At 44.3% G+C, this 21,989-nt stretch carries 23 protein-coding genes; 12 read left to right on the top strand and 11 right to left on the bottom strand.

Translation table 11 applies throughout. From position 1 onward, the window contains the following. Window positions 1-4: 4 nt before the first annotated feature. The 3 genes from ADP71_RS07160 to ADP71_RS07150 all read left to right on the top strand — a co-directional run bounded on the left by ADP71_RS07160 (window position 5) and on the right by ADP71_RS07150 (window position 3,088). A complete protein-coding gene (locus ADP71_RS07160) occupies window positions 5-691 on the top strand; it encodes an amino acid ABC transporter permease (protein WP_216604057.1) in 687 nt (228 codons plus the stop codon). 117 nt (window positions 692-808) lie between these two features. Further along, window positions 809-2,158, top strand: a complete 1,350-nt coding sequence (argG, locus tag ADP71_RS07155) for an argininosuccinate synthase (protein ID WP_019957660.1) — start codon at window positions 809-811, stop codon at window positions 2,156-2,158. Between the two features lie 399 nt (window positions 2,159-2,557). Beyond that, on the top strand, window positions 2,558-3,088 hold the full coding sequence (locus ADP71_RS07150; RefSeq protein WP_237342999.1) for an aromatic amino acid transport family protein: 531 nt from the start codon (window positions 2,558-2,560) through the stop codon (window positions 3,086-3,088). Window positions 3,089-3,103: 15 nt separating this feature from the next. Here ADP71_RS07150 and ADP71_RS07145 read toward each other — a convergent pair whose 3' ends face one another. Continuing rightward, on the bottom strand, window positions 3,104-3,946 hold the full coding sequence (locus tag ADP71_RS07145; protein WP_104931415.1) for an IS3 family transposase: 843 nt from the start codon (window positions 3,944-3,946) through the stop codon (window positions 3,104-3,106). Then, window positions 3,922-4,236 carry a transposase gene (locus tag ADP71_RS07140; RefSeq protein WP_104931416.1) on the bottom strand — a complete coding sequence of 105 codons (315 nt, stop codon included), beginning with the start codon at window positions 4,234-4,236 and terminating at the stop codon, window positions 3,922-3,924. The genes ADP71_RS07145 and ADP71_RS07140 overlap by 25 nt, the downstream gene beginning before the upstream one ends. Window positions 4,237-4,278: 42 nt before the next feature. Here ADP71_RS07140 and ADP71_RS07135 point away from each other — a divergent pair, with 42 nt between their 5' ends. Further along, a complete protein-coding gene (locus ADP71_RS07135; protein ID WP_237342998.1) occupies window positions 4,279-5,040 on the top strand; it encodes an aromatic amino acid transport family protein in 762 nt (253 codons plus the stop codon). A gap of 60 nt (window positions 5,041-5,100) precedes the next feature. Here the strand turns inward: ADP71_RS07135 and ADP71_RS07130 are convergent, their stop codons facing one another. Further along, on the bottom strand, window positions 5,101-5,880 hold the full coding sequence (locus ADP71_RS07130; protein ID WP_019957663.1) for an IclR family transcriptional regulator: 780 nt from the start codon (window positions 5,878-5,880) through the stop codon (window positions 5,101-5,103). Between the two features lie 235 nt (window positions 5,881-6,115). Between ADP71_RS07130 and ADP71_RS07125 the strand changes: the two genes are divergently transcribed. The 3 genes from ADP71_RS07125 (at window position 6,116) to ADP71_RS07115 (ending at window position 10,305) form a co-directional block, all read left to right on the top strand. Beyond that, the gene (locus tag ADP71_RS07125; protein WP_019957664.1) at window positions 6,116-7,504 is read left to right on the top strand and encodes a GntP family permease; all 1,389 of its coding nucleotides are present in this window, start codon (window positions 6,116-6,118) and stop codon (window positions 7,502-7,504) included. A gap of 65 nt (window positions 7,505-7,569) precedes the next feature. Beyond that, window positions 7,570-8,745 (top strand): iron-containing alcohol dehydrogenase, encoded by a 1,176-nt coding sequence (locus ADP71_RS07120; protein ID WP_171461037.1) that lies wholly within the window; start codon window positions 7,570-7,572, stop codon window positions 8,743-8,745. Between the two features lie 63 nt (window positions 8,746-8,808). Beyond that, window positions 8,809-10,305 carry a CoA-acylating methylmalonate-semialdehyde dehydrogenase gene (locus ADP71_RS07115; protein ID WP_026353437.1) on the top strand — a complete coding sequence of 499 codons (1,497 nt, stop codon included), beginning with the start codon at window positions 8,809-8,811 and terminating at the stop codon, window positions 10,303-10,305. Between the two features lie 63 nt (window positions 10,306-10,368). Here the strand turns inward: ADP71_RS07115 and ADP71_RS07110 are convergent, their stop codons facing one another. Together ADP71_RS07110 and ADP71_RS07105 are read right to left on the bottom strand one after the other, a co-directional pair. Beyond that, window positions 10,369-11,178: a YwqG family protein gene (locus tag ADP71_RS07110; protein WP_104931884.1), complete on the bottom strand. Its 810-nt coding sequence runs from the start codon at window positions 11,176-11,178 to the stop codon at window positions 10,369-10,371. Window positions 11,179-11,321: 143 nt separating this feature from the next. Beyond that, window positions 11,322-11,771: a carboxymuconolactone decarboxylase family protein gene (locus ADP71_RS07105; protein WP_104931883.1), complete on the bottom strand. Its 450-nt coding sequence runs from the start codon at window positions 11,769-11,771 to the stop codon at window positions 11,322-11,324. A 466-nt stretch (window positions 11,772-12,237) separates the two neighbouring features. Here ADP71_RS07105 and ADP71_RS07100 point away from each other — a divergent pair, with 466 nt between their 5' ends. Further along, entirely contained in the window at window positions 12,238-13,335 is a 1,098-nt protein-coding gene (locus tag ADP71_RS07100) for a porin (RefSeq protein WP_019957669.1), read from the top strand. Between the two features lie 104 nt (window positions 13,336-13,439). On the opposite strand, the gene ADP71_RS07095 is transcribed toward ADP71_RS07100, so the two are convergent. Further along, window positions 13,440-13,985, bottom strand: a complete 546-nt coding sequence (locus tag ADP71_RS07095) for a helix-turn-helix domain-containing protein (protein WP_019957670.1) — start codon at window positions 13,983-13,985, stop codon at window positions 13,440-13,442. A 94-nt stretch (window positions 13,986-14,079) separates the two neighbouring features. Between ADP71_RS07095 and ADP71_RS07090 the strand changes: the two genes are divergently transcribed. The 3 genes from ADP71_RS07090 (at window position 14,080) to ADP71_RS07080 (ending at window position 16,274) form a co-directional block, all read left to right on the top strand. Beyond that, window positions 14,080-15,237, top strand: coding sequence for a benzoate/H(+) symporter BenE family transporter (locus tag ADP71_RS07090; protein WP_019957671.1), 1,158 nt, complete (start codon window positions 14,080-14,082; stop codon window positions 15,235-15,237). Between the two features lie 127 nt (window positions 15,238-15,364). Next, window positions 15,365-15,823, top strand: a complete 459-nt coding sequence (locus ADP71_RS07085) for a hypothetical protein (RefSeq protein ID WP_019957672.1) — start codon at window positions 15,365-15,367, stop codon at window positions 15,821-15,823. 157 nt (window positions 15,824-15,980) lie between these two features. Next, entirely contained in the window at window positions 15,981-16,274 is a 294-nt protein-coding gene (locus ADP71_RS07080) for a DUF3817 domain-containing protein (protein WP_019957673.1), read from the top strand. A gap of 56 nt (window positions 16,275-16,330) precedes the next feature. Here ADP71_RS07080 and ADP71_RS07075 read toward each other — a convergent pair whose 3' ends face one another. The 5 genes from ADP71_RS07075 to nrdA form a co-directional block, all read right to left on the bottom strand. Next, window positions 16,331-16,597: a VF530 family DNA-binding protein gene (locus tag ADP71_RS07075; protein ID WP_104931877.1), complete on the bottom strand. Its 267-nt coding sequence runs from the start codon at window positions 16,595-16,597 to the stop codon at window positions 16,331-16,333. A 105-nt stretch (window positions 16,598-16,702) separates the two neighbouring features. Beyond that, complete coding sequence (locus ADP71_RS07070; RefSeq protein WP_158667180.1) at window positions 16,703-17,206, bottom strand: hypothetical protein; 504 nt, start codon at window positions 17,204-17,206, stop codon at window positions 16,703-16,705. A 150-nt stretch (window positions 17,207-17,356) separates the two neighbouring features. After that, window positions 17,357-17,662 (bottom strand): class I ribonucleotide reductase maintenance protein YfaE, encoded by a 306-nt coding sequence (gene yfaE, locus ADP71_RS07065; RefSeq protein ID WP_104931875.1) that lies wholly within the window; start codon window positions 17,660-17,662, stop codon window positions 17,357-17,359. After that, a complete protein-coding gene (gene nrdB, locus ADP71_RS07060) occupies window positions 17,662-18,795 on the bottom strand; it encodes a class Ia ribonucleoside-diphosphate reductase subunit beta (RefSeq protein ID WP_104931874.1) in 1,134 nt (377 codons plus the stop codon). Before nrdB ends, yfaE begins: the two co-directional genes overlap by 1 nt. A 78-nt stretch (window positions 18,796-18,873) precedes the next feature. Further along, complete coding sequence (gene nrdA, locus ADP71_RS07055) at window positions 18,874-21,159, bottom strand: class 1a ribonucleoside-diphosphate reductase subunit alpha (protein ID WP_171461036.1); 2,286 nt, start codon at window positions 21,157-21,159, stop codon at window positions 18,874-18,876. Between the two features lie 337 nt (window positions 21,160-21,496). Between nrdA and ADP71_RS07050 the strand changes: the two genes are divergently transcribed. Continuing rightward, window positions 21,497-21,979, top strand: a complete 483-nt coding sequence (locus tag ADP71_RS07050) for a YbhB/YbcL family Raf kinase inhibitor-like protein (protein WP_019957680.1) — start codon at window positions 21,497-21,499, stop codon at window positions 21,977-21,979. Window positions 21,980-21,989 lie beyond the last annotated feature (10 nt).

Genomic DNA, 21,989 nt, shown 5'->3' with positions numbered 1-21,989 from the left:
GTTCATGACGCCTGAGCGGGCTGAAATTGTCATCAGCTCGTTTTGGCCGATGTTGGTTGCCACTGTACAGTTCACCATTCCATTGGCTTTGGCTTCGTTTGTCATTGGCTTGGTGATTGCGGTGGCGGTGGCGGTGGTGCGGGTGATGCCGCGTGGCAACGTATTGGTCAAAGTCTTGTATGCTTTGGCACGTGTGTATGTGTCCATCATTCGTGGCACACCGATGTTGGTGCAGATTTTTATCATTTTTTATGGTTTGCCTGCGGTAGGCGTCACGCTTGAGCCTTTTCCCACTGCCATCATTGCGTTTGCGTTGAATGTCGGTGCATATGCGTCTGAAATCATTCGTGCGGCAATTGAATCGGTACACAAAGGTCAGTGGGAAGCGGGATTTTCCAGTGGCATGACGTATTTTCAAGTGTTGCGTTACATTGTCTTGCCACAAGCGATGCCAGTATCGGTGCCGCCTTTGTCCAATACATTTATCAGTTTGGTCAAAGACACTTCTTTGGCTTCATTGGTGTTGGTGACCGAATTGTTCCGTGTGGCGCAATCGGTTGCTGCGCGAACGTATGAGTTTTTATTGGTGTATGCTGAGGCAGCAGTGATTTATTGGGTGATTTGTTTGATACTCGGTTTGGGGCAAGAGCGTTTGGAAAAATACTTCAATCGTTATCGCAGTTTCCATTGATTTGCCAAAAGCGTCCTGTAAATGCTGGACGCTTTTAACAAATCGGACAATAATAGTGTTTTTGTGTGCTTGTCCATGTGGGCAAGCACAATTTTTGAATTTGATGGACAGTGACAGATGACACAATCTACCAATGCAACCATTTTGCAAAATGTGCCAGTAGGTGAAAAAGTAGGTATTGCCTTTTCTGGTGGTTTGGACACTTCAGCAGCTTTGTTGTGGATGAAACAAAAAGGTGCGGAGCCTTATGCTTACACCGCCAATTTGGGTCAACCTGATGAGGATGACTACAATGCAATTCCTAAGAAAGCCGAAGCTTACGGTGCGATTAAAGCCCGTTTGATCGATTGCCGTTTGCAATTGGCGCACGAAGGCATTGCCGCGATTCAATGTGGCGCGTTCCACATTTCAACCGGTGGCGTGACTTATTTTAACACCACGCCTTTGGGTCGTGCGGTAACAGGTACCATGCTTGTGTCGGCGATGAAAGAAGACAATGTCAATATTTGGGGCGACGGCTCTACTTACAAAGGCAATGACATTGAGCGTTTTTACCGCTACGGTTTGTTGACCAATCCTGCGTTGAAAATTTACAAACCTTGGTTGGATGAAACGTTTATTGATGAATTGGGCGGTCGTGCTGAGATGTCTCAGTTTTTGATCGACAATGGCTTTGACTACAAAATGTCAAAAGAAAAAGCCTACTCAACCGATTCCAACATGTTGGGTGCAACCCATGAAGCCAAAGATTTGGAACACTTGAATTCTGGCATCAAAATCGTTGAACCGATTATGGGTGTGGCGTTCTGGCGTGACGATGTGGAAGTGAAAGCGGAAACTGTGACTGTGCGCTTTGAAGAAGGCGTGCCAGTGGCTTTGAACGGTCAAACCTTCACTGACGTGGTGGAATTGTTCTTGGAAGCGAACCGCATCGGTGGCCGTCATGGTTTGGGTATGTCTGACCAAATCGAAAACCGCATCATCGAAGCGAAATCTCGTGGCATTTACGAAGCACCAGGGATGGCATTGTTGCACATCGCTTACGAACGCTTAGTGACTGGTATTCACAACGAAGACACCATCGAACAATACCGCATCAATGGTTTGCGTTTGGGTCGTTTGTTGTACCAAGGTCGCTGGTTCGATTCACAAGCTTTGATGTTGCGTGAAACCGCACAACGTTGGGTTGCCAAAGCCATTACTGGCGAAGTGACATTGGAATTGCGTCGTGGTAACGATTATTCGATTTTGAATACCGAATCGCCTAATTTGACTTACCAAGCAGAGCGTTTGACGATGGAAAAAGGCGACTCTATGTTCAGCCCAACCGATCGTATTGGTCAATTGACTTTGCGCAATTTGGACATTGTGGACACTCGCGCGAAATTGGCGATTTACTCAGATACAGGTTTGTTGTCTTTGGGTCAAGGTTCGGCTTTGCCACAATTGAGTCAAAAAGAAGACTAATCAGCATTGCATTCAGCCCAATAAAACACCGTTACAGGACGCTTGTAACGGTGTTTTTGTATGCTCAAGTCTCATGGTTGATATTTTATTGTTTTGAAGCTTAGAGCATTTGTGTCGTTTTTAGTGACTTAAATGTCGATTTTTTAATATTAAAAAGATGGGTGAGTCAGATTTACATTTTAAATTCAATCGCAATATTATTGCGTATATGAAAATGATTTTAGATATAGCAGTTATATTTAAAAACGAATGTGTTCGTTTGTGTTGATTGGTTATTTGTTTTTGATGGAAAGTATTCATTTGTTGCATCAATCGACCTGTAAAACATCAGATGAAACTGTGAATGAATATGATGCTATATGCTAAAATATTTTGCTTTTATAGCTAGTTGTCATAAGAATGTCTCAGAATTCAGCAGTAAAATCGCCATCTTTAATGGGTGGCATGATGATTGTTGCAGGCACTGCCATCGGTGCTGGCATGTTTGCCAATCCTACCGCCACGGCAGGTATTTGGTATACCGGTGCGATGCTCGTTATGCTTTATACTTGGTATTGTATGTGTGTATCGGGCTTGATGATTATGGAAGTGAACCAACATTATCCTGCAGGTGCCAGTTTCAATACCTTGGTCAAAGATTTACTCGGACCTGCTTGGAATCTGTTCAATGGCTTTGCCTTTGTGTTTGTCGTCTATATTTTGTTGTATGCGTATATTTTTGTGGGCGGCAGCGTGTTACAAACGTGGTTGGCTCAGGCGGGCATCACCGACAGCAGCGTGATGGCATCGACTCTTTTTATGTTGGTATTTGCTTTGTGCGTGTGGTGGTCAACCAAAGCAGTCGACCGATTGTCAACCGTCTTGATCGTGGGCATGGCATTGACTTTTTTAAGCACCGTGACAGGCTTGTTAAGTCATGTAATGACCTAGCACTTTCTGCACAAGTCACAAGCTTAATCGATAGACTTCAGTAGGAGTTTTCATACCCAATGCCTGATGAGGTCTTCGTTCATTGTAAAACTGTATCCAATCGCTCAATACACGATTGGCATGTTGCAAACTCTCAAAGCGGTAGCGATGAACGCATTGCTCTTTAATGGTGCGAATCAATCTTTCCACCATGCCGTTTTGCTGTGGGCAATGCGGTGTGATGAATTCTTGCTGCAAACCATAACTGCTCACCAACGCAGTATATTTGCGACTGGTAAACACCAAACCATTGTCTGAACGCAATAAGAAACGTTCAGGCACCTTGCCCAAACAGCGAAAGCGGCTGATCAAAGCGTGTTCCAATGCACTCACAGCCGTACTGGCTTTACCAGTTTTGGAAAGTTGCCAGCCCAATAATTCACGGGTATGGCAATCCATTACCAAAGCCAGACTGAGCCAACCATCTTTACCACCCCAAACCCGACACAAATCTGTAGACCAACGTTGATTTGGCTCCTGTGCTTTGGATGGCACCGCTTGAATCCGAGGTCTGCGACCGACTGAGCGTTTACGTACTTGCCAACCTTTGAGCTGAAACACACGTTGGACAGTGTTTTTATTCATACTCAGCAAAGCAGCAACCGTCCTGTAACCAAATGATGGTTGTTCTTCAATCAATTGTTTAATCGGTTCTGAATAGCATTCTTTTACCACTGGCTGTTTGCGATGTGGTCGGTAATACACTGAACGACGAGCCACACCAAACCAAGCACACAAGCGGCTGATGCTGACGTGAACACCATCAGATGCAAACTGTTCATGCAAACGCCAAATCAGTTCTCGTCCCGCTCCAACCATTCCTCCAACTTTTTTCGCGCACGCAGCTCCAACATCGCTTCACCATAAGCGGCCTGTAATTGGTGAATTTGCTTTTCGTATTGCTGACGCACATCACGAGGTTTGGCTCGCAAAGCGTTTTCCATACCTTCTTTAGCTTGATCAACCCAGCTTTCCAATTCAGATGGCGTTAAATCAAATTGCCGAGAAGCTTCGGCTACCGTGGTCTTACCTTGGATGATTTCCAATACCAATGCACTCTTGCGTTTGGCACTCCAACGTTTGTTTTCATCACTCATTTGGCTACTCATTTTAGTATCTCCTAGATGGAATAATACCTGAGCAGAAATTTAGTGGGTCATTACAGTCATTTAGACATCGCAGTATTACTCAATCAATTGCCGCAAGCGGTCGGCAGTGAATACATGCCTTATGTGTGGGTGGCTTTGCCTGTGTGTTTGGCATCATTCGGTTTTCACATGAATGTGCCAAGCTTGATGGCTTATTATCAAAACGATACTCAAAAAGTCCGTATTAGCATTATTGGTGGCAGTTTGATTGCGTTTGCCATTTATGCATTGTGGCAAACTGCAGTGCAAGGCGTTTTGCCTCGTCATGAATTTGCACCCGTGATTGCCGCAGGGGGCGATGTGGCGGTGTTATTGCAAGCTTTGTCAGCGTATGTGTCGACCGATGGTTTGAATGAAACTTTGAATGCGTTTGCTTTTATGGCCATTGTCAGCTCATTTTTAGGCGTGTCGTTGGGTTTGTTTGATTACATGGCTGATTTATTCAAGTTTGGCAATTCGGCTACAGGCCGCTTGAAATCGGCTGCGGTGACGTTTGTGCCACCTTATATCGCTTGTATCTTGTTTCCAACAGGCTTTGTTACAGTGATTGGTTATGTGGGTTTGGGTGCTGCGATTTGGACGGCAGTGATTCCCGCTTTGCTCGTGTTTGCCAGTCGTCGCCGTTTTCCGAAAACATCGGCAAATAACAGCTATTTGCTGAAAGGTGGCAGCGTTTTGATTTGGTTTGTTTTGGCTTTTGGCATCATCAATATTTTGGCACAAATTTTCACCCAATTGGGTTGGTTACCAAGCTTTCATGGTTAAGCCTTTTTAATGTATAAAACCAGCGTCCTGTAAGATTACAGGACGCTTTTTTTGATGTTTTTAATGCTTACAGGACGCTTGTTGGTCAAAAATGGCGGCCAATTCGGTGGCTGCTTGGCGCATGTGTGGTATAAAACTTTGCAATTGCTCCAAGGATTTGCGCAAAGTCGGACCATGTGTAAAGACCGCCGCAAAAGGCTCTTTGTCTCCATTGGGAATCGGCACGGCACAAGCGACCATCCCCGGAATGAATTCTTCATTGTCCAATCCCAATTGCAATGCTTTGGCTTGTTGTAAGGTTTGGAACAATTGCGCAGGATCGGTTTGAGTGTTTTTGGTCAAAGCATGCAGTGGTAATTGTTCCACAATGCGGCGAAATTGGTTTTCAGGACGCTGTGCTAAGAGCAATTTACCGCTGGCGCTGGCCCAAATCGGCACATGTGTACCCTCAGGCAAATAAATTTGTAACGGCCAATTGGACAAAACCCTGTCGATGTAAACGACTTCCAATTCGTGTAACACCGCCACACCTACCGTCTCACCAATCACGCTCGCCAATTGTTGTAAAACCGCTTGGCGCTCCATTTTATAATGGCTTGTTTGCCACAAATTAAACGCCAATTGGTGGGTACGTTGCCCACAAATCACCTTGCCTTGTAAATCCAATTGTAAAAAACCCGTTTGCTGTAATTGTTGAACCAAACGATGAATACTGGGCTTGGGAATGTCTAAAATATCTGCCAAATCGCTTGGGCTGATTGGGCGCTCAGATTTGGCAACCGTTTCTACCAATTGTAAGACTCGCTCTACGCTAGAGCCTTTCTTTTTTTCTTGTTGCATGAAAATCTGCTTTCATGATGATATTAAAGATAATTTCGTTCAATGGGCTTTGAGCCGCTTGTTAGCTCAGTGTGCAGTTTTGTTACGTCCTTGTCATGTTGCAATGCAGAACGAATAATTCTTGATTTACGTAAATAAGTTTGTTAGCTTTCAAAAACGATACGTATTGTATCACTTTATAAAAATAATTAATTCACTTCAATCTACAAATGCAGTTACACACAAGGAGAATCAAATGATCAGCTTGTTGGGTATTTTGATTTCGCTGGGCTTATTGATGTATTTGGCTTATCGAGGTCACAGTGTGATTTTGTTGGCGCCATTTTTGGCGATGTTGGCGGTGGTGTTCAGTGGTGAATCGGCACAAATGCTCGCCATTTACACGCAAATTTTCATGAAAGGCTTGGGCGGTTACGTTGTCAATTTCTTCCCATTGTTCTTATTGGGAGCGGTATTTGGCAAGTTGATGGATGACTCAGGCTCTGCACGCAGTATTGCCGCTTTCTTGATTTCCAAATTGGGTACCAAACAAGCCATTTTGTCGATTGTATTGGCGTGTGCGATTTTGACTTACGGCGGGGTGTCGTTGTTTGTGGTGGGTTTTGCGGTGTATCCGATTGCAGCGGCATTGTTCCGTGAATTGAACATTCCAAAACGCTTGATTCCTGGTGCCATTGCTTTGGGTGCGTTGACCTTTACAATGACGGCTTTACCGGGTACGCCTGCGATTCAAAATGCCATTCCTATGCCATTTTTCAAAACCGATTCGTTTGCCGCACCTGTTTTGGGTACCATTGGTGGCCTTATTATGTTGGTTGGCGGCATGTGGTGGATGAATCGCCAAGCCAAAAAAGCAGTCGTAGCGGGTGAAGGTTATGGCAATCACAAAGAAAACATCGAAGTCATGGATCATAGCAACGACCCGTCTATCATGAATGCGCTGTTGCCGATTATTTTGGTGATTGCTCTGAACTTTGCATTCAGCAAATGGGTATTTCCAGCGATGGACACCAGTTATTTGGCGACAGAGAAATTTGGCAACGTACCAGCTTCTAAAGTGATAGGTACTTGGGCAATTGTGGTGGCTTTGGTGGTGTCTTGTGCGGCGATTGTGGCATTGAATGTGAAGCGTTTTAAAGATGTGAAAGAGTCTTTGAGCAAAGGTGCGTTGGGTTCGCTGTTGCCGATTTTCAATACCGCTTCAGAAGTGGGTTACGGTTCGGTGATTGCGATTTTGGCAGGTTTTGTGATTATCAAAGAATTTTTGTTAGGCTTGTCACCAGGTAATCCATTGATTTCAGAAGCTATCTTTATCAATGTGATGGCAGGTATCACAGGTTCGGCATCAGGTGGTATGTCGATTGCCTTGAATACGATGGGTGAAACCTATACGCAATTGGCACAACAATTTGGCATCAACCCTGAATTGATGCACCGTGTGGCGTCGATTTCTTCGGGCGGTTTGGATGCCTTGCCACACAATGGCGCGGTGATTTCTTTGTTGGCCATTTGTGGCTTAACCCACCGTGATTCTTACAAAGACATTTTTGTGGTGGCAGTGGCGGTGCCGATTGCGGCTTTGGCAGTGGTGATTGCTTTGGGCACCATGTTCGGATCGTTTTAAGCAAGTCATCAATAGGCCGTTTCGGCGGCCTGAATAGATACAATCAATAGAGAAAGTCAATAACCATGTCTCACAGTATTTTATTACCTCGTATTATGGAAGTCGGTGGCGATGCTTGTCAGAAATTACCAAGCGTCCTGAACAGTTTGAATGTGAAAAAACCATTGATTATTACCGATAAAATGATGGTGACTTTGGGTTATGTGGAGCAAATCCAAACCATTTTGGCGGCAGTTGGCATCAAAGCCGATGTGTTTGATGACACGGTGCCAGAACCGACAGACGAATCGATTGAAGCAGGTGTTGCACGAGTTCAAAACGGTGATTATGATAGTATCATTGCATTGGGTGGCGGCAGTCCGATTGATTCTGCCAAAGCCATTGGCATATTGGGCAAATTCGGTGGTGTGATTCGCGATTACAAATTTCCGCGCCAAGTGACCGAAGAAGGTTTGCCCATCATCGCCATTCCGACCACCGCAGGCACAGGTTCAGAAGTCACCAAATTTACCATCATCACCGATGAAGCGGCGAATGAAAAATTGTTGTGTGTGGGCATTGCTTTTATGCCGGTGGCGGCCATCATCGATTACCGTTTGACCATGAGCGTGCCAGCCAGAACGACAGCCGATACGGGCATTGACGCGATGACACACGCCATTGAAGCGTATGTCAGCCAAAAGCGCAATCCTTACAGCGACCAACAAGCTTTGGCGGCTTTGCGTTTGATTGGACCGAATTTACAGACCGCTTACCATGATGGCAAAAACGAAAAAGTGCGTGAAGCGATGATGTTGGGTTCGACTTTGGCAGGCATTGCATTTTGTAATTCATCCGTGGCGTTAGTACATGGCATGAGCCGTCCGATTGGCGCGTTTTTCCATGTGCCACACGGTTTGTCTAATGCGATGTTGTTGCCTGCGGTCACTGAGTTTTCGATTCCTGCGGCAGCCGAGCGATATGCCGATTGTGCTAAAGCTTTGGGTGTGGCTTTACAGGACGATGCTGTAGACAGTGCCAATGAAAAATTGGTACAGTTTTTAAAAGCCTTGAATCAAGAACTGAAAGTACCGACTTTGGCAGAATTTGGTGCCAAACAAGAAGATTTTGAACAATTGGTCTCAACCATGTGTGAACAAGCGTTTGCTTCAGGCTCGCCTAACAACAACCCGCGTGTTCCAAATCCAGAAGAAATGTTGCAATTGTATCGCTCACTTTGGGCGACTGTATTAAGCCATTAAGATTAACCAAGCAGCACGTTGAAATAGCAATCAAGGATAGAGGTCATTATGCAAACAGATACTTTGCAAACAGTCGGACATTTCATCAACGGTGAAGTGGTGGTGGATGAAAGCAATACCCAAGTGGTGTACAACCCCTCTACGGGCGAAGTGAGCAAACAAGTTTCTTTGGGTGGTGCCAAAACCATCGAAGAAGCGGTGGCGGCTGCCAAAGCAGCATTTCCTCAGTGGCGCAACACACCACCGATCAAACGTGCGCGTGTGATGTTCAAATTCAAAGAATTGCTTGAAAAAAATGCCGATACCATTTGTCGTTTGATTGGTGAAGAACATGGCAAAATCGTTCATGACGCTGCGGGTGAGTTGCAACGCGGCATTGAAAACGTGGAATATGCTTGCGGCGCGCCTGAATTATTAAAAGGCGAACATACGCGCAATGTCGGTCCTGACATTGATTCTTGGAGCGAATTTCATCCATTGGGCGTGGTAGCGGGCATTACGCCATTCAACTTCCCTGTGATGGTACCGTTGTGGATGTTCCCAATGGCCATTGTTTGTGGCAACACTTTCATCTTGAAACCATCTGAACGCGATCCAAGCTCAACTTTGTATTTGGCGCAATTGATGAAAGAAGCGGGCTTGCCTGATGGCGTGTTGAACGTGGTTAACGGTGGCAAAGACGCTGTGGATGCGATTTTGGAACACAAAGACATTCAAGCGGTGAGTTTTGTCGGTTCAACACCGATTGCCGAATACATTTACACAACCGCCACAGCCAACGGCAAACGTTGCCAAGCTTTGGGTGGTGCGAAAAACCACGCCATTGTGATGCCTGATGCGGATTTGGACAATGTGGTTAATTCATTGCTTGGCGCGGCCTTCGGTTCGTCTGGCGAACGTTGCATGGCTTTGTCAGTTGCAGTGGCTGTGGGCGACGAAATTGCCGACAAAATGATTGCGTCTTTGACCGAAGCCATGGCGAAATTGAAGTTTGGTGTGCATTCGGACAAAGGCAATGATTTTGGTCCGGTGATTACCGCAGAGCATAAAGGCAAAATCTTGGGTCACATCGAGTCTGCCAAAGCTCAAGGCGCGAAAGTGTTGGTAGATGGCTCGGCTGCCGCGCCTGAAGGCTTTGAAAACGGTTTCTTTGTAGGTCCTACTTTGATTGATGGCGTGCAAAAAGACATGAGCAGCTACCAAGCGGAAATTTTCGGTCCTGTGTTGCAAGTATTGCGTGTGAATACGATGGCTGAAGCGATGCAATTGATTAACGACCACGAATACGGCAACGGTACGTGTATTTACACCCGTGATGGTGAAGCGGCGCGTTATTTTGCCGACAACATTCAAGTGGGCATGGTCGGTATCAATATTCCATTGCCTGTGCCTGTGGCATATCAAAGCTTTGGTGGTTGGAAGCGTTCGTTGTTTGGTGATTTGTTCATGTATGGTCCAGATGGCGTGCGTTTCTTTACTCGTCGCAAAACCATTACCCAACGCTGGCCGAGCTCAGAAATTCGTGAAGCGGCACAATTTTCAATGCCAACTTTGAATTGATGATTTGAATGTTTCAAGCGTCCTGTAAACTTTACAGGACGCTTTTTTATTGTGATTGATGTATTAATAACAATCCCAATTGTATAAAACCTTAGAAAAATCTTGGTTTTTCAAATCATCAGGATGGATAAAAAAATTGCACACACCAGAGTCGCCCCACATGATGTCGCCTTCGCTATCGATTTGCAGCAACAATATATAATCGGCCAATGCTTCATCATCATCGCGTGGATCCGATTGGGTGAAAAACGGATAGCCGCCTAAGCGATGACCGATTGCGGGAAAAGCCTCGGCATAGTCTTGTAATAAGGTATTGCCTTCGGGTATATGCTCAGAAATATCTTCGTGGCTGTCATGGCGAGGGATGTCTAAAATCGCTTGCCCAAAGTCTGCATCTTCCACACTGATATATTGGGTTTCAGGATGAAATGAAATGGCATACTCTTGATCAATAGGGGTGTATTCCCATTGCGGAGTGGTGATGGTTTGCAGTTGTGTGGTATCGGTGGTGATATGGCTGTGAAACAAAATTTTGAAGCCCACTTGCGCCAAACGATTGTGAAAATCCAAACCAAGTAAATCGTCGTCAGCATCGATGTAAAACTGCAAAATACCTTCTTTGGGCAAATTGTCATGTGGTGGCAATTCGGCACAATTGATTTGAGCCAACATGAACATGGCTTGTCCGTGTGTGTTTTGTGGATGGGGCGTGTTAACAGGCAAATAATAATGAGTGCCGCCAATTTTACTTTGCCACAATGACAATTTGGAGGACGGATTCAAAATCATTTGCATGCTAGGACGAGCGGTAGCTAAGATTTTGTCTTGGTACGCTTGTAAAGAAGCGAGTTTGAATCTTGAATCAGCAGGCATGTGCAACCTCCTTGTGAGCAGATATTAGTTGGGTGAGAAGATATCAGGCTGAGAAAGTTCGGTATTTTGTTTGATTTGAATAAGCGTCCTGTAAATTTTACAGGCCGCTTATTCATTTTAACCTAAGTTGTTTGTCATTTCATTCATGGTTTGGCTTGCAATTGTCCTGCAATGCCAATGCGGTTCCATGCATTGATGACGATGCCTATCCATTCCAAAGCAATCAGTGCTTCTTCTGACCACAAAGCCTGTGCTTGGGCATAGCTGTTTTCAAGCAAAGGAGCTTGGTCGATGTGGGTTAAGGCTTCTATTAAAGCCAAAGCGGCTTTTTCGGCAGGGCTAAAATATTGGCTTTCGCGCCACACTGCGCTTAAAGTGATGCGTTCTGTGTTTTCACCGTGTTTTAACGCATCGGCTAAATGCAATTTGACACAAAATGCGCAACCATTAAGGCGTGAGCCGTGTAAGCGTAAGAGGTGGTGGAAACCTTCATCAATGCCAGCGTCCTGTACCATTTGATTCACTTGCGCATCCAATTGAATCATGTGTTGGTAAGGTTCGGATTTGAGATTGGATAATGAAATGCGTTTCATGATGGTGGATGCTTCACTGTGATGAAAAGATGTTTATGATACGCCATCTGCGGCATGCTGTTCATGAATCATATTTTGATAATAAATTCTTTTATGTTGTAGCAAGATTTCTTTGATTATAGCTGTTATGTTTATATTGTAATAAATTGATATTTTATCAAAGATATTGTTGAATTTTTGTCATAAAATCGCAACATTAAAGCATATCAAAAGCTTTTTCGTAGAATGTGCTAATGATTTCAGTAGATTCGAATAATTATTGAAGTAAAACAAAGCGTTTATTCTATGAATGAGTAAATGATGGTGACAGAAAATTGACTTTTCTTGACATTCTAATTGGATTCCTAGCAATTTATATTCACATAGTACTGTTAAAAACAATCAAATTTGATTAAATTGCTCGCAGTGGTTGCGTTGAATGTCAGTCAAGCTGATAAAAAAATAATGATGATAAGGAAGACAGAAGATGAAAAAAATATTGATCGCCAGTGCGGTATTGATGGCTGCACCTGCGATGGCGGATGTGGTGTTGTATGGTCAAATCAAAGGTGGCGTGGGTTATACCAAAGGCGAAGGCAGTGGTTCTTTGACACAAATGGAAGACTACAAATCGCGCATTGGTTTTAAAGGTACTGAAGATTTGGGCAATGGCATGCAGGCGTTTTGGCAAGTAGAGCAATTCACACCGATTTCAGGTGCTGAACAATCTATGGGTTGGAACAACCGTGATACATTTGTGGGTGTGAAAGGTGATTTCGGTGCAGTGCGTGCAGGTTACATCAGCGATGTGATGAACGAAGCAGGCGAGCACAAATTATTGTTAGATCCATGGGAAACAGGTTTCAATGCTGACAATCCACGCGGTAATGGTGCTTTTGTGCGCATTGACAAACGCTGGCAAGGCGTGCGTTACGATTCTCCTGATTTCGGTGGCTTCAAATTCAATGTGCAACACCAATTGGCAGACTCAGCCACTGAAGGCAATTTAACCGCTGCTTCTACAGTACGCCAAGCCACGATTGTATCAGGCAAATATGTGAACTCAGGCTTTGAAGTACATGGCGCTTATGGTCAATACAAACAACAAAATATCGATGGCAATGGTGATTTGGACGATGGTCAAATTGCACGCGTGATTGGTGCTTACCGTGCTAATGGCGTGGTAGCATCTTTGGCTTACCAATACACCGATGGCTTCCGTGGTTTGTGGGCAAAAAATTCATTTGCTACTACTGCACAAGACCCACAAGCGCGCATTCACAATCCTGTAGAGACACATGAAGTATTGGGTTTGTTCAGCTATAACATGGGCAGCATCACGCCACGCATCAGCTACTCACACGGTTTTGATGAAAAACACAAAAATGGCGGCAAAGTGAGCAATTCAGGTTACGACCAAGTGATTGTGGGTGCCGATTATGCTTTGTCTAAACGCACGACGGCTTTGGCTTCTTTCGGTTGGAAAAATGCACCTGTTGGTTATAAAGTAGATGCCAATGGCAAAGTCAGCGGCGATGACCGTGATTCATACAGTGCAGGTGTAGGCTTGCGCCACGTATTCTAAGCATTAAAAAAGCATTCCGATTCAAGAGCGTACCTTAGGGGGGTATGCTCTTTTTTTAAGCGTCCTGAAAATGAAGCATGGCTTTTACAGGCCGCTGGTTGGTATCAATGTGTTGGCAGATAACAAATCGTATTGTGAAACACGGTTTTGTCGCTCAAAGCTTCATAACCATGTATTTGATCGGCAAAAAAACGCACACTGTCGCCTGTTTGTAAGACATGCCAAGATTGTTCAAAAAAGACTTGTAACTGACCTTGTAACACATACACATATTCCACCACGCCTGTGCTGTGTGGTGAGCTCATTTGTTGATGAAAATCATGCAGTGTGATTTCAAACATCTCCAAACCTGTATCTGCCTGAAATGGAAACAAGGTTTTGACTTTCATGTTTTCATCGTCAGGAAACGCCCATTCTTGTTCGTATTGCTTGGCCGCTTCAGCAAAAAAAGCTGAAAACGAGGTATGCAAGCCGCTGGCAATTTTCCACAAAGTGGCAATGGTCGGGCTGGATTCTTCACGCTCAATTTGCCCTAACATGGCTTTGGAAATGCCTGTTTGTTTTGCTGTTGCATCGAGGCTTAAACCTTGTTGCTGACGCAAGGATTTCAAATGTTGGGCAATGTGGGCTTTGAAACTGTCGTTGGACATGGCTTTCTCTTGTGCGTTATAGCGCACAGTATTATGATGGCAATGTGCGCTATAACGCACAAAATCATTTTAACATTGCTTGGAAGCCCATGTCATGAAACACTGGTTTAATGTCAGTCATATTGCAGCAGGATTTAGCACCGTTCTGGTGGGTTATACCAGTTCTATCATCATTGTCATTCAAGCAGCCACTGCCGCAGGGGCGACACCCGTACAAATTGAAAGTTGGTTGCTGACTTTAGGTATCTTGATGGGCGTTAGTTGTATTGGTTTTTCATGGTATTACAAAAAGCCTATTTTAACCGCGTGGTCTACACCAGGAGCGGCAATGTTGGTTGTGAGTGCGGCACAATATGATTTGTCTGTGGTTCTTGGCGTGTGCATGTTCACAGGTATTTTGATTGCTTTAACGGGTTTAATCACACCGTTAAGCCGAGCTTTATCGAGCATTCCTCCTTTTTTAGGTACGGCGATGTTGGGGGCTATTTTGTTGCCGTTTTGCTTAAAAGCCTTCTTGCCATTGGGTGATACGCCTGTGGTGTTTTTAGGCATGTTTGTCAGCTATTTGCTCGCCAAACATTTTTTGCCACGTTATACCATGTTGATTTTGCTCATGGTTGGCGTGGTGTTTGCGCTGTTTCAGGACGCTTTTGTGGGGCAAAATATCACGTTGTCGATGGCGCAACCTGTGTGGATAACACCACAATGGGATGTGATGGCCATCATCAATTTGAGCTTGCCTTTGTATGTGTTAACCATGTTGTCACAAAATTTGCCCGGCATCGCTATGATGAAAAGTTATGGTTATGAAACGCCTGTTAAACCTGTATTGTTTGGAACGGGCTTGATGAATGTTGTGGCTGCGCCTATGGGTGGTTTTTCGATCAATTTGGCAGCCATTTCAGCGGCAATGTGTTTGAATGAGAATGTCGATGCCAATCCCAAACAACGTTATCGTGCGGCGATGTGGGCAGGGGTGTTTTATTTGATTGCGGGGGTGTGGGCCAGTACGGTGGTGGCTTTGTTTTTGGCATTGCCGCAAAATATCTCACAAATTTTGGCAGGTTTGGCATTGCTTGGTACTTTGATGATGTGTTTGCAAAACTCATTCAAAGACACAGGTCATCAAGATGCGGCTTTGCTCACATTTTTAATCACCTTGTCAGGTGTGAGTGTTTTGGGCATCAATGCCATTTTATGGGGCTTGCTTGTGGGCTGCGTCTATTTACAATTAACCCGTAATAAATCTTAAGTTTAAAATCCTATTTGCAAGCGTCCTGTAAGTTTATAAAATAAATTTATATAGCATTTTTAGAGCATGTCGGTTTTTGTATAAATGTTTATAATGCCGCAAAATATTCTACAAAGAAGGGAAATTCATGAATCAAATGCCTGTTGCCGTGGCAGCTCGGGGTTTTCGTGAAAAAGTACAAGCTCAAATCGGCAGTTTATTGTATTGTGAATGGTCGCAAAGTGAAGCAGGGCATTCTGGCATTTATTTAGGCGATGACAGTATTATGCATTGGGGAGTGGATAAAAAAATTGCGGTGGTTGGGCTGGAAGATTTCATCAAAACCGAGCACGAACAAGCGACCTTAGAAGACACGCCTATTTATGTATCATGTAAAGGCAAACAAGCCATCGGCTCTTTGTTTGCGGTGGCGGTGGCGCACGACAAACTGCATGCCAATGAAGACTTGTTATTACACAGCAGCCACCAATTCACCTCCGCTTGTTACACAGGTAATTTTAACAACCAAGACCATGTTTTTGCCATGGTCAAAGATGCCACCAAATTTCGTTTGGGCTGGGACAATTGGCGCATGTGGCGGCTTTAAAATCCCTAATATCAATGCCAGCGTTCTGTAACCGATGATAGCCAATATGGTTTTGTGTCGCTTGCAATCATCATAAGCCTTGCTTTAAATCACATGTTTTGGACGATGCTCGTTTATAATCATGAATGATGAAACAATGAGATGGAAACACATTAATATGTTGAATATTTTGCGCGTGGTAGGTTATTTGGAAGGAATTTCGTTTTTGGTATTGTTGTTTGTGGCAATGCCGATGAAATATGTGCTGAACGATGCCAGTTTGATTCCCATGTCAGGTATGGCGCATGGTGTGTTGTTCATGCTGTATTTGGTGGTGTTGTTTGTGGCGAGCCATCAGCAAAAATGGCCTGTCAGCACGTTTTTAATGGGTTTGGTGGCGTCTATTTTGCCATTCGGTCCGTTTGTTTTTGATGCAAAAGTCATCAAACAATCACAAGCGCAACCCACATAAACGATTGTTTAAATAGATATAAACAAGCGTCCTGTAAACTTTACAGGACGCTTGTTTTATTCGTTTTCTGATTCTAAAGCCGCTTGTTTGGCGGCTTTGGCTTTTTGGCGCAAGACATATAAATACAAGCTCTCGACTTTTTCACGCGCCCAAGGCGTGGTGCGCAAAAATTTTAAAGATGATTTGACGCTTGGGTCAATACAAAAACAGCGAATGTCGACTTCACGGCTCAAGCCATCAAAGCCGCCGTAATAATCCAATAATTCGTCCAAAATGTCGGCAAGCTTTTTGCCGTGCAATGGGTCTTTGGAGGTTTGGTTCATGGTGTTTCAATCTGATGGGGATATATGGCGATATTATAACGTGGATGAGCGTGTTTGAAATTTTAAGCGTCCTGTAAAAGGTTACAGGACGCTTAAAATAACTATTTATAGTTTCACTTGTAATATTTCTAGTGATTCACTGATACTTTGAAGCGACTCATTGATTTGTTTCAAATGTTTCAAATGAGAGTTGTCACCTTGAGGGTCATGTGCCCAATCATGGATTGAAAACTCGAAATGGTCGGTTTCATTGGATACTCTAATTGGGAAAGGTATTTTATTTTTGTAGGTGACGTTACAGGAGAGAGGATTCTCTGCCAAATGATGATGTAAAGTTTGAAAGTGACCCAAATGAATTTTACGGGTTTTACCTGCTGCTAGATGGGTTAAACCTTCAATGAAAAATCCTTTACTTAAAAAAGAAACATCAAGATTAACTGTTTTTTTATTATCTATTATTTTGTCGAAGGCTTTTAGAGGCACTGGTTGATTGAATTCAAAAGTGATATTTCTAGCAGTGCTTTGTCCTGTGTTACTTACACATAAGCATAATATATCTTTTGCATCTGCATCAGGTTCGATATAAACAACGATGTCAGATTTTTTCATATGAAATGTTAAAAAACACATAACAATAGCAGCTATCGCAGCAAATATCGCCGCTATAGCACTAAAAGTGGACGAATTGAATGTAGAAAGATATGTAATTATTGATTCGTATATGTATATTATGTAAGTCATTGAAAAAATTCCTGTAATTTAATCAAACAAATCCGACAACAATCCTTCCTCTTCCCCAAACATCTCTTCTTGGCGTACGCTTGCTTCTATGGTGATGTCGTCCACCACCACGCAGCAACACGGCAAACATTCGTCTCGACCCACAAAGGCAAGCGGAAACTCGTGATAAGTGACGTTGCCTTGGATGATTTTGGTGCGGCACGACCCGCAATAACCCTCACGACATTGGTATTCCACATCGTGTCCTGTGCGCTCGAGTGCTTCGAGCAAGGTTTCGTTTTCGCGCAAGGCAAAAGACTTGTCGCGAGTCGTGACCATGACCATTACAGTTCAAAATCTCCCAAATCGTCCGCCGACAATTCCGAATCAATTTGACCCACCAAATACGAGCTTACTTCCACTTCTTGCGGCGCCACTTGCACGTTGTCGCTAGAAAGCCACGCATTGATCCAAGGAATTGGATTTTGAGTTTTGCCTTCAAACGCAGGCTGTAAACCGACTGCATTCATGCGCAAATTGGTGATGTATTCGATGTATTGGCACAAAATGTCTTTGTTCAGGCCTATCATTGAGCCATCTTTGAACAGGTATTCCGCCCATTCTTTTTCTTGAATCGCCGCACGCTTGAACAATTCAAAACATTCTTGCTCGCATTCGATGGCGATTTGTTCCATTTCGGCATCGTCCACGCCTGAGCGCAGCAAATTCACCATGTGTTGTGTGCCAGTCAAATGCAAAGCCTCGTCACGGGCAATCAATTTGATGATTTTGGCATTGCCTTCCATCAATTCACGTTCTGCAAACGCAAACGAACACGCAAATGACACATAAAAACGAATCGCCTCCAAAGCATTCACACACATCAAGCACAAATACAATTTGCGTTTGAGTTCACGCAAAGACACGGTGATGGTTTTGCCTTGGATATCGTGCGTGCCTTCACCAAACATGTGGTAATACTGCGTTGCAGCAATCAAATCATCGTAATAAACAGCGATTTCTTCGGCACGGCGAATGATGTGTTCATTGGTGACGATGTCATCAAATACGGTTGCAGGGTCGTGAATGATGTTGCGGATGATGTGCGTATAAGAGCGAGAGTGAATCGTTTCTGAGAACGACCATGTTTCAATCCACGTTTCCAGTTCAGGAATCGACACAATCGGCAACAATGCCACATTCGGGCTGCGACCTTGAATCGAATCGAGCAAGGTTTGGTATTTCAAATTGCTGATGAATATGTGTTGTTCGTGTTCAGGCAAGTTTTGATAGTCTAAACGGTCTTGCGACACATCTACTTCTTCAGGACGCCAAAAAAACGACAATTGTTTTTCGATTAATTTTTCAAAAATTTCGTATTTTTGTTGGTCGTAACGGGCAATGTTAACGGATTGACCGAAAAACATGGGTTCAAGCATTTGGTTGTTAGCGGTTTTGCTAAAAGTAGAGTAATTCATAATCGGTATTTCTGTGTTGTCGCTTTAGGGAGAACAAGACGCCTGAAAAGGCGTCCTGTAAGCTCAAATGGTCAATGATTAGATTTTACAAGCGCCGCCTGCACAACCATCGTCTTGTAAATCTTGTTGCAAATCGTCAGCACCGTCACGGGTGTTATGGTAGTACAAGGTTTTCAAGCCATATTTGTAAGCCGACAACAAATCTTTGATCAATTGTTTCATCGGCACTTTGCCACCTTCAAAACGAGAAGGGTCGTAATTGGTATTTGATGAAATGGCTTGGTCGACAAATTTTTGCATCACACCAACGAGTTTCAAATAACCGTCGTTGTTTGGCATTTGCCACAACAATTCGTATTCGCTTTGCAAGCGTTCGTATTCAGGCACCACTTGTTTCAAAATACCGTCTTTTGATGCTTTGACCGTCACCAAACCGCGCGGTGGCTCAATACCGTTGGTGGCATTGGAAATTTGGCTAGAGGTTTCAGATGGCATCAAAGCGGTCAAGGTTGAATTGCGCAAACCGTGTTTGACGATGTCTGCACGCAAGCCTTCCCAATCCAAATGCAAAGGTTCGGTGCAGAAGGCATCCAAATCTTTTTTGTAAGTGTCAATTGGCAACAAACCTTGAGAGTAAGTGGTTTCGCCAAATTTCGGACACGCACCGTATTCTTGCGCCAATTTCACCGAAGCTTTTAATAAGTAAAATTGAATCGCTTCAAATGTGCGGTGGGTCAAGCCAAGGGCCGAACCATCAGAATAACGCACGCCATTTTTTGCCAAGTAATATGCATAGTTGATCACGCCTATGCCCAATGTGCGGCGGTTCATGGTTGCTTGGCGAGCTGCTTCAATTGGATAGTCTTGGTAGTCGAGCAAAGCATCCAAAGCGCGCACAGCCAAATCTGCCCATTCTTCGATGTCGTCCAAAGATTCGATTTTACCCAAGTTGAACGCCGACAAAGTACACAAAGCGATTTCGCCTTCAGGGTCGTTGATGTTGTTCAATGGTTTGGTTGGTAAGGCAATTTCCAAGCACAAATTCGATTGGCGTACAGGGGCTACCGCAGGATTGAACGGGCTGTGGGTGTTGCAATGGTCGACGTTTTGTACGTAGATGCGGCCTGTACCAGCGCGCTCTTGCATCAACATTGAGAACAAATCCATGGCTGAAACTTTGCGCTTGCGAATGCTGTCGTCTTGTTCGTATTGCTCGTACAAGCGTTCAAATTCGTCTTGATTGGCAAAGAAAGCATCGTACAAACCAGGCACATCAGATGGCGAGAACAAGGTGATGTCTTGGTTTTTAATCAAGCGTTGGTACAAAGCGCGGTTGATTTGTACGCCGTAATCCATGTGGCGCACACGGTTTTCTTCAACACCGCGGTTGTTTTTCAACACGAGCAAGCTTTCCACTTCCAAATGCCACAATGGGTAGAACAAAGTCGCTGCACCGCCACGCACACCGCCTTGAGAACAACATTTCACTGCGGTTTGGAACAATTTGTAAAATGGAATACAACCTGTGTGTTGCGCTTCACCACCACGAATTTCAGAGCCTAAAGCACGAATGCGACCTGCGTTGATACCGATGCCTGCGCGTTGTGACACGTATTTGACAATCGCGCTAGAGGTGGCGTTGATGCTGTCTAAACTGTCGTCACATTCAATCAACACGCAAGATGAGAATTGGCGTGAAGGCGTGCGCACGCCTGCCATAATCGGTGTTGGCAAAGAGATTTTGAATTCAGACACCGCATCGTAAAAACGTTTTACATAGTCCAAACGCGTGTTTTGTGGGTATTTGGCAAACAAACACATCGCTACCAACATGTACAAAAACTGTGGTGACTCGTAAATTTGGCGCGTCACACGGTTTTGTACCAAATATTTGCCTTCTAATTGTTTCACCGCACCGTAAGAAAAAGTCATGTCACGGTCGTGCACAATGGCTGCATTCAACTCATCGAATTCTGCGCGTGAGTAATCGGCCAAAATGTGGGCATCGTATTTGCCAGACTGTGTCAATTTTTCCACATGCTCAAACAAGTGTGGTGGTTCAAACTGACCGAAAGCAATTTTACGCAAATGGAAGATGGCCAAACGTGCTGCCAAATATTGGTAATCAGGGGTTTCGGTAGAAATCAAATCGGCGGCAGATTTAATGATGGTCTCGTGGATGTCTTCGGTACGAATACCGTTGTAAAACTGAATGTGGGATTTCAATTCCACTTGTGATACAGAAACATTGTTCAGACCTTCGGCTGCCCAGTCGATGACACGGTGTATTTTATCCAAATCTATCGCTTCTAAGCGACCATCGCGTTTGGTCACTTTCAGTTGGGCGGCAGCGGCTGCGTTCATGAATACGTCCTCATAAATGGGTAAAATCGCTTGACAAAAGCGATTTGTAGGTAAGCTGGATATAGTGGGAAATGGGGATTCAGACACACTATATAGTGTGTGTAGAAGTAATGGAGCACAATATAAGGGATAGGCTTGGCATTTGGCAAGTCATAAAAATTTATGGCTTTGATGAAGTTTTTAGGAGAGATTTATTTGACAACAATAACGGCTTGTTTTGTTGGAGCTATGCTATATTCATGTTGGTAATTTAAGCGATGTGGGAATGTTTTTATGATTTTTTTACAACGCATGCGCTTTTTATTCTGTTAAAAAACACATAGGAGTGAAAAATAATATGACCGATTTTAGCGTGAGCAGCAGCGATTTTACAGCAGAGCAATTGATGGGTGCACATTTTCAAGCCGACCATCCCGATTGTGCTTCACCACAGCTAAGTTGGAGCGGTGCACCTGAGGGTACGAAAGGTTATGCCATTGCTGTGCATGATCCTGATGCACCGACGGGCGGCTCAGGTTGGTGGCATTGGATGGCGTTGGTGTTGCCCGTAGATGTGACATCGGTACCTCGCGGTGCAGGAACGAGTGATGGCAGTGCCTTGCCTGACGGTGTGCGCCAAATGCGCCACGATGGCGGCGGTATTGGTTATATGGGGTGCATGCCGCCTGAAGGTGAACGTCACCGTTATATTCACACCGTATATGCTTTGGATACCGATCACATTGATTTGCCCGCAGATGCCAGTACAGCGATGGCAGGCTTTATGATCAATGCCCATTGTTTGGCAAAGGCGTCGATTACACATTGGTTTGAGCGTTGATGCTTTGAAT

Source organism: Vitreoscilla sp. C1 (assembly GCF_002951955.2).
In the GTDB taxonomy this organism is placed as follows: domain Bacteria; phylum Pseudomonadota; class Gammaproteobacteria; order Burkholderiales; family Neisseriaceae; genus Vitreoscilla; species Vitreoscilla stercoraria.
This window is presented reverse-complemented; position numbering and strand designations above follow the sequence as displayed.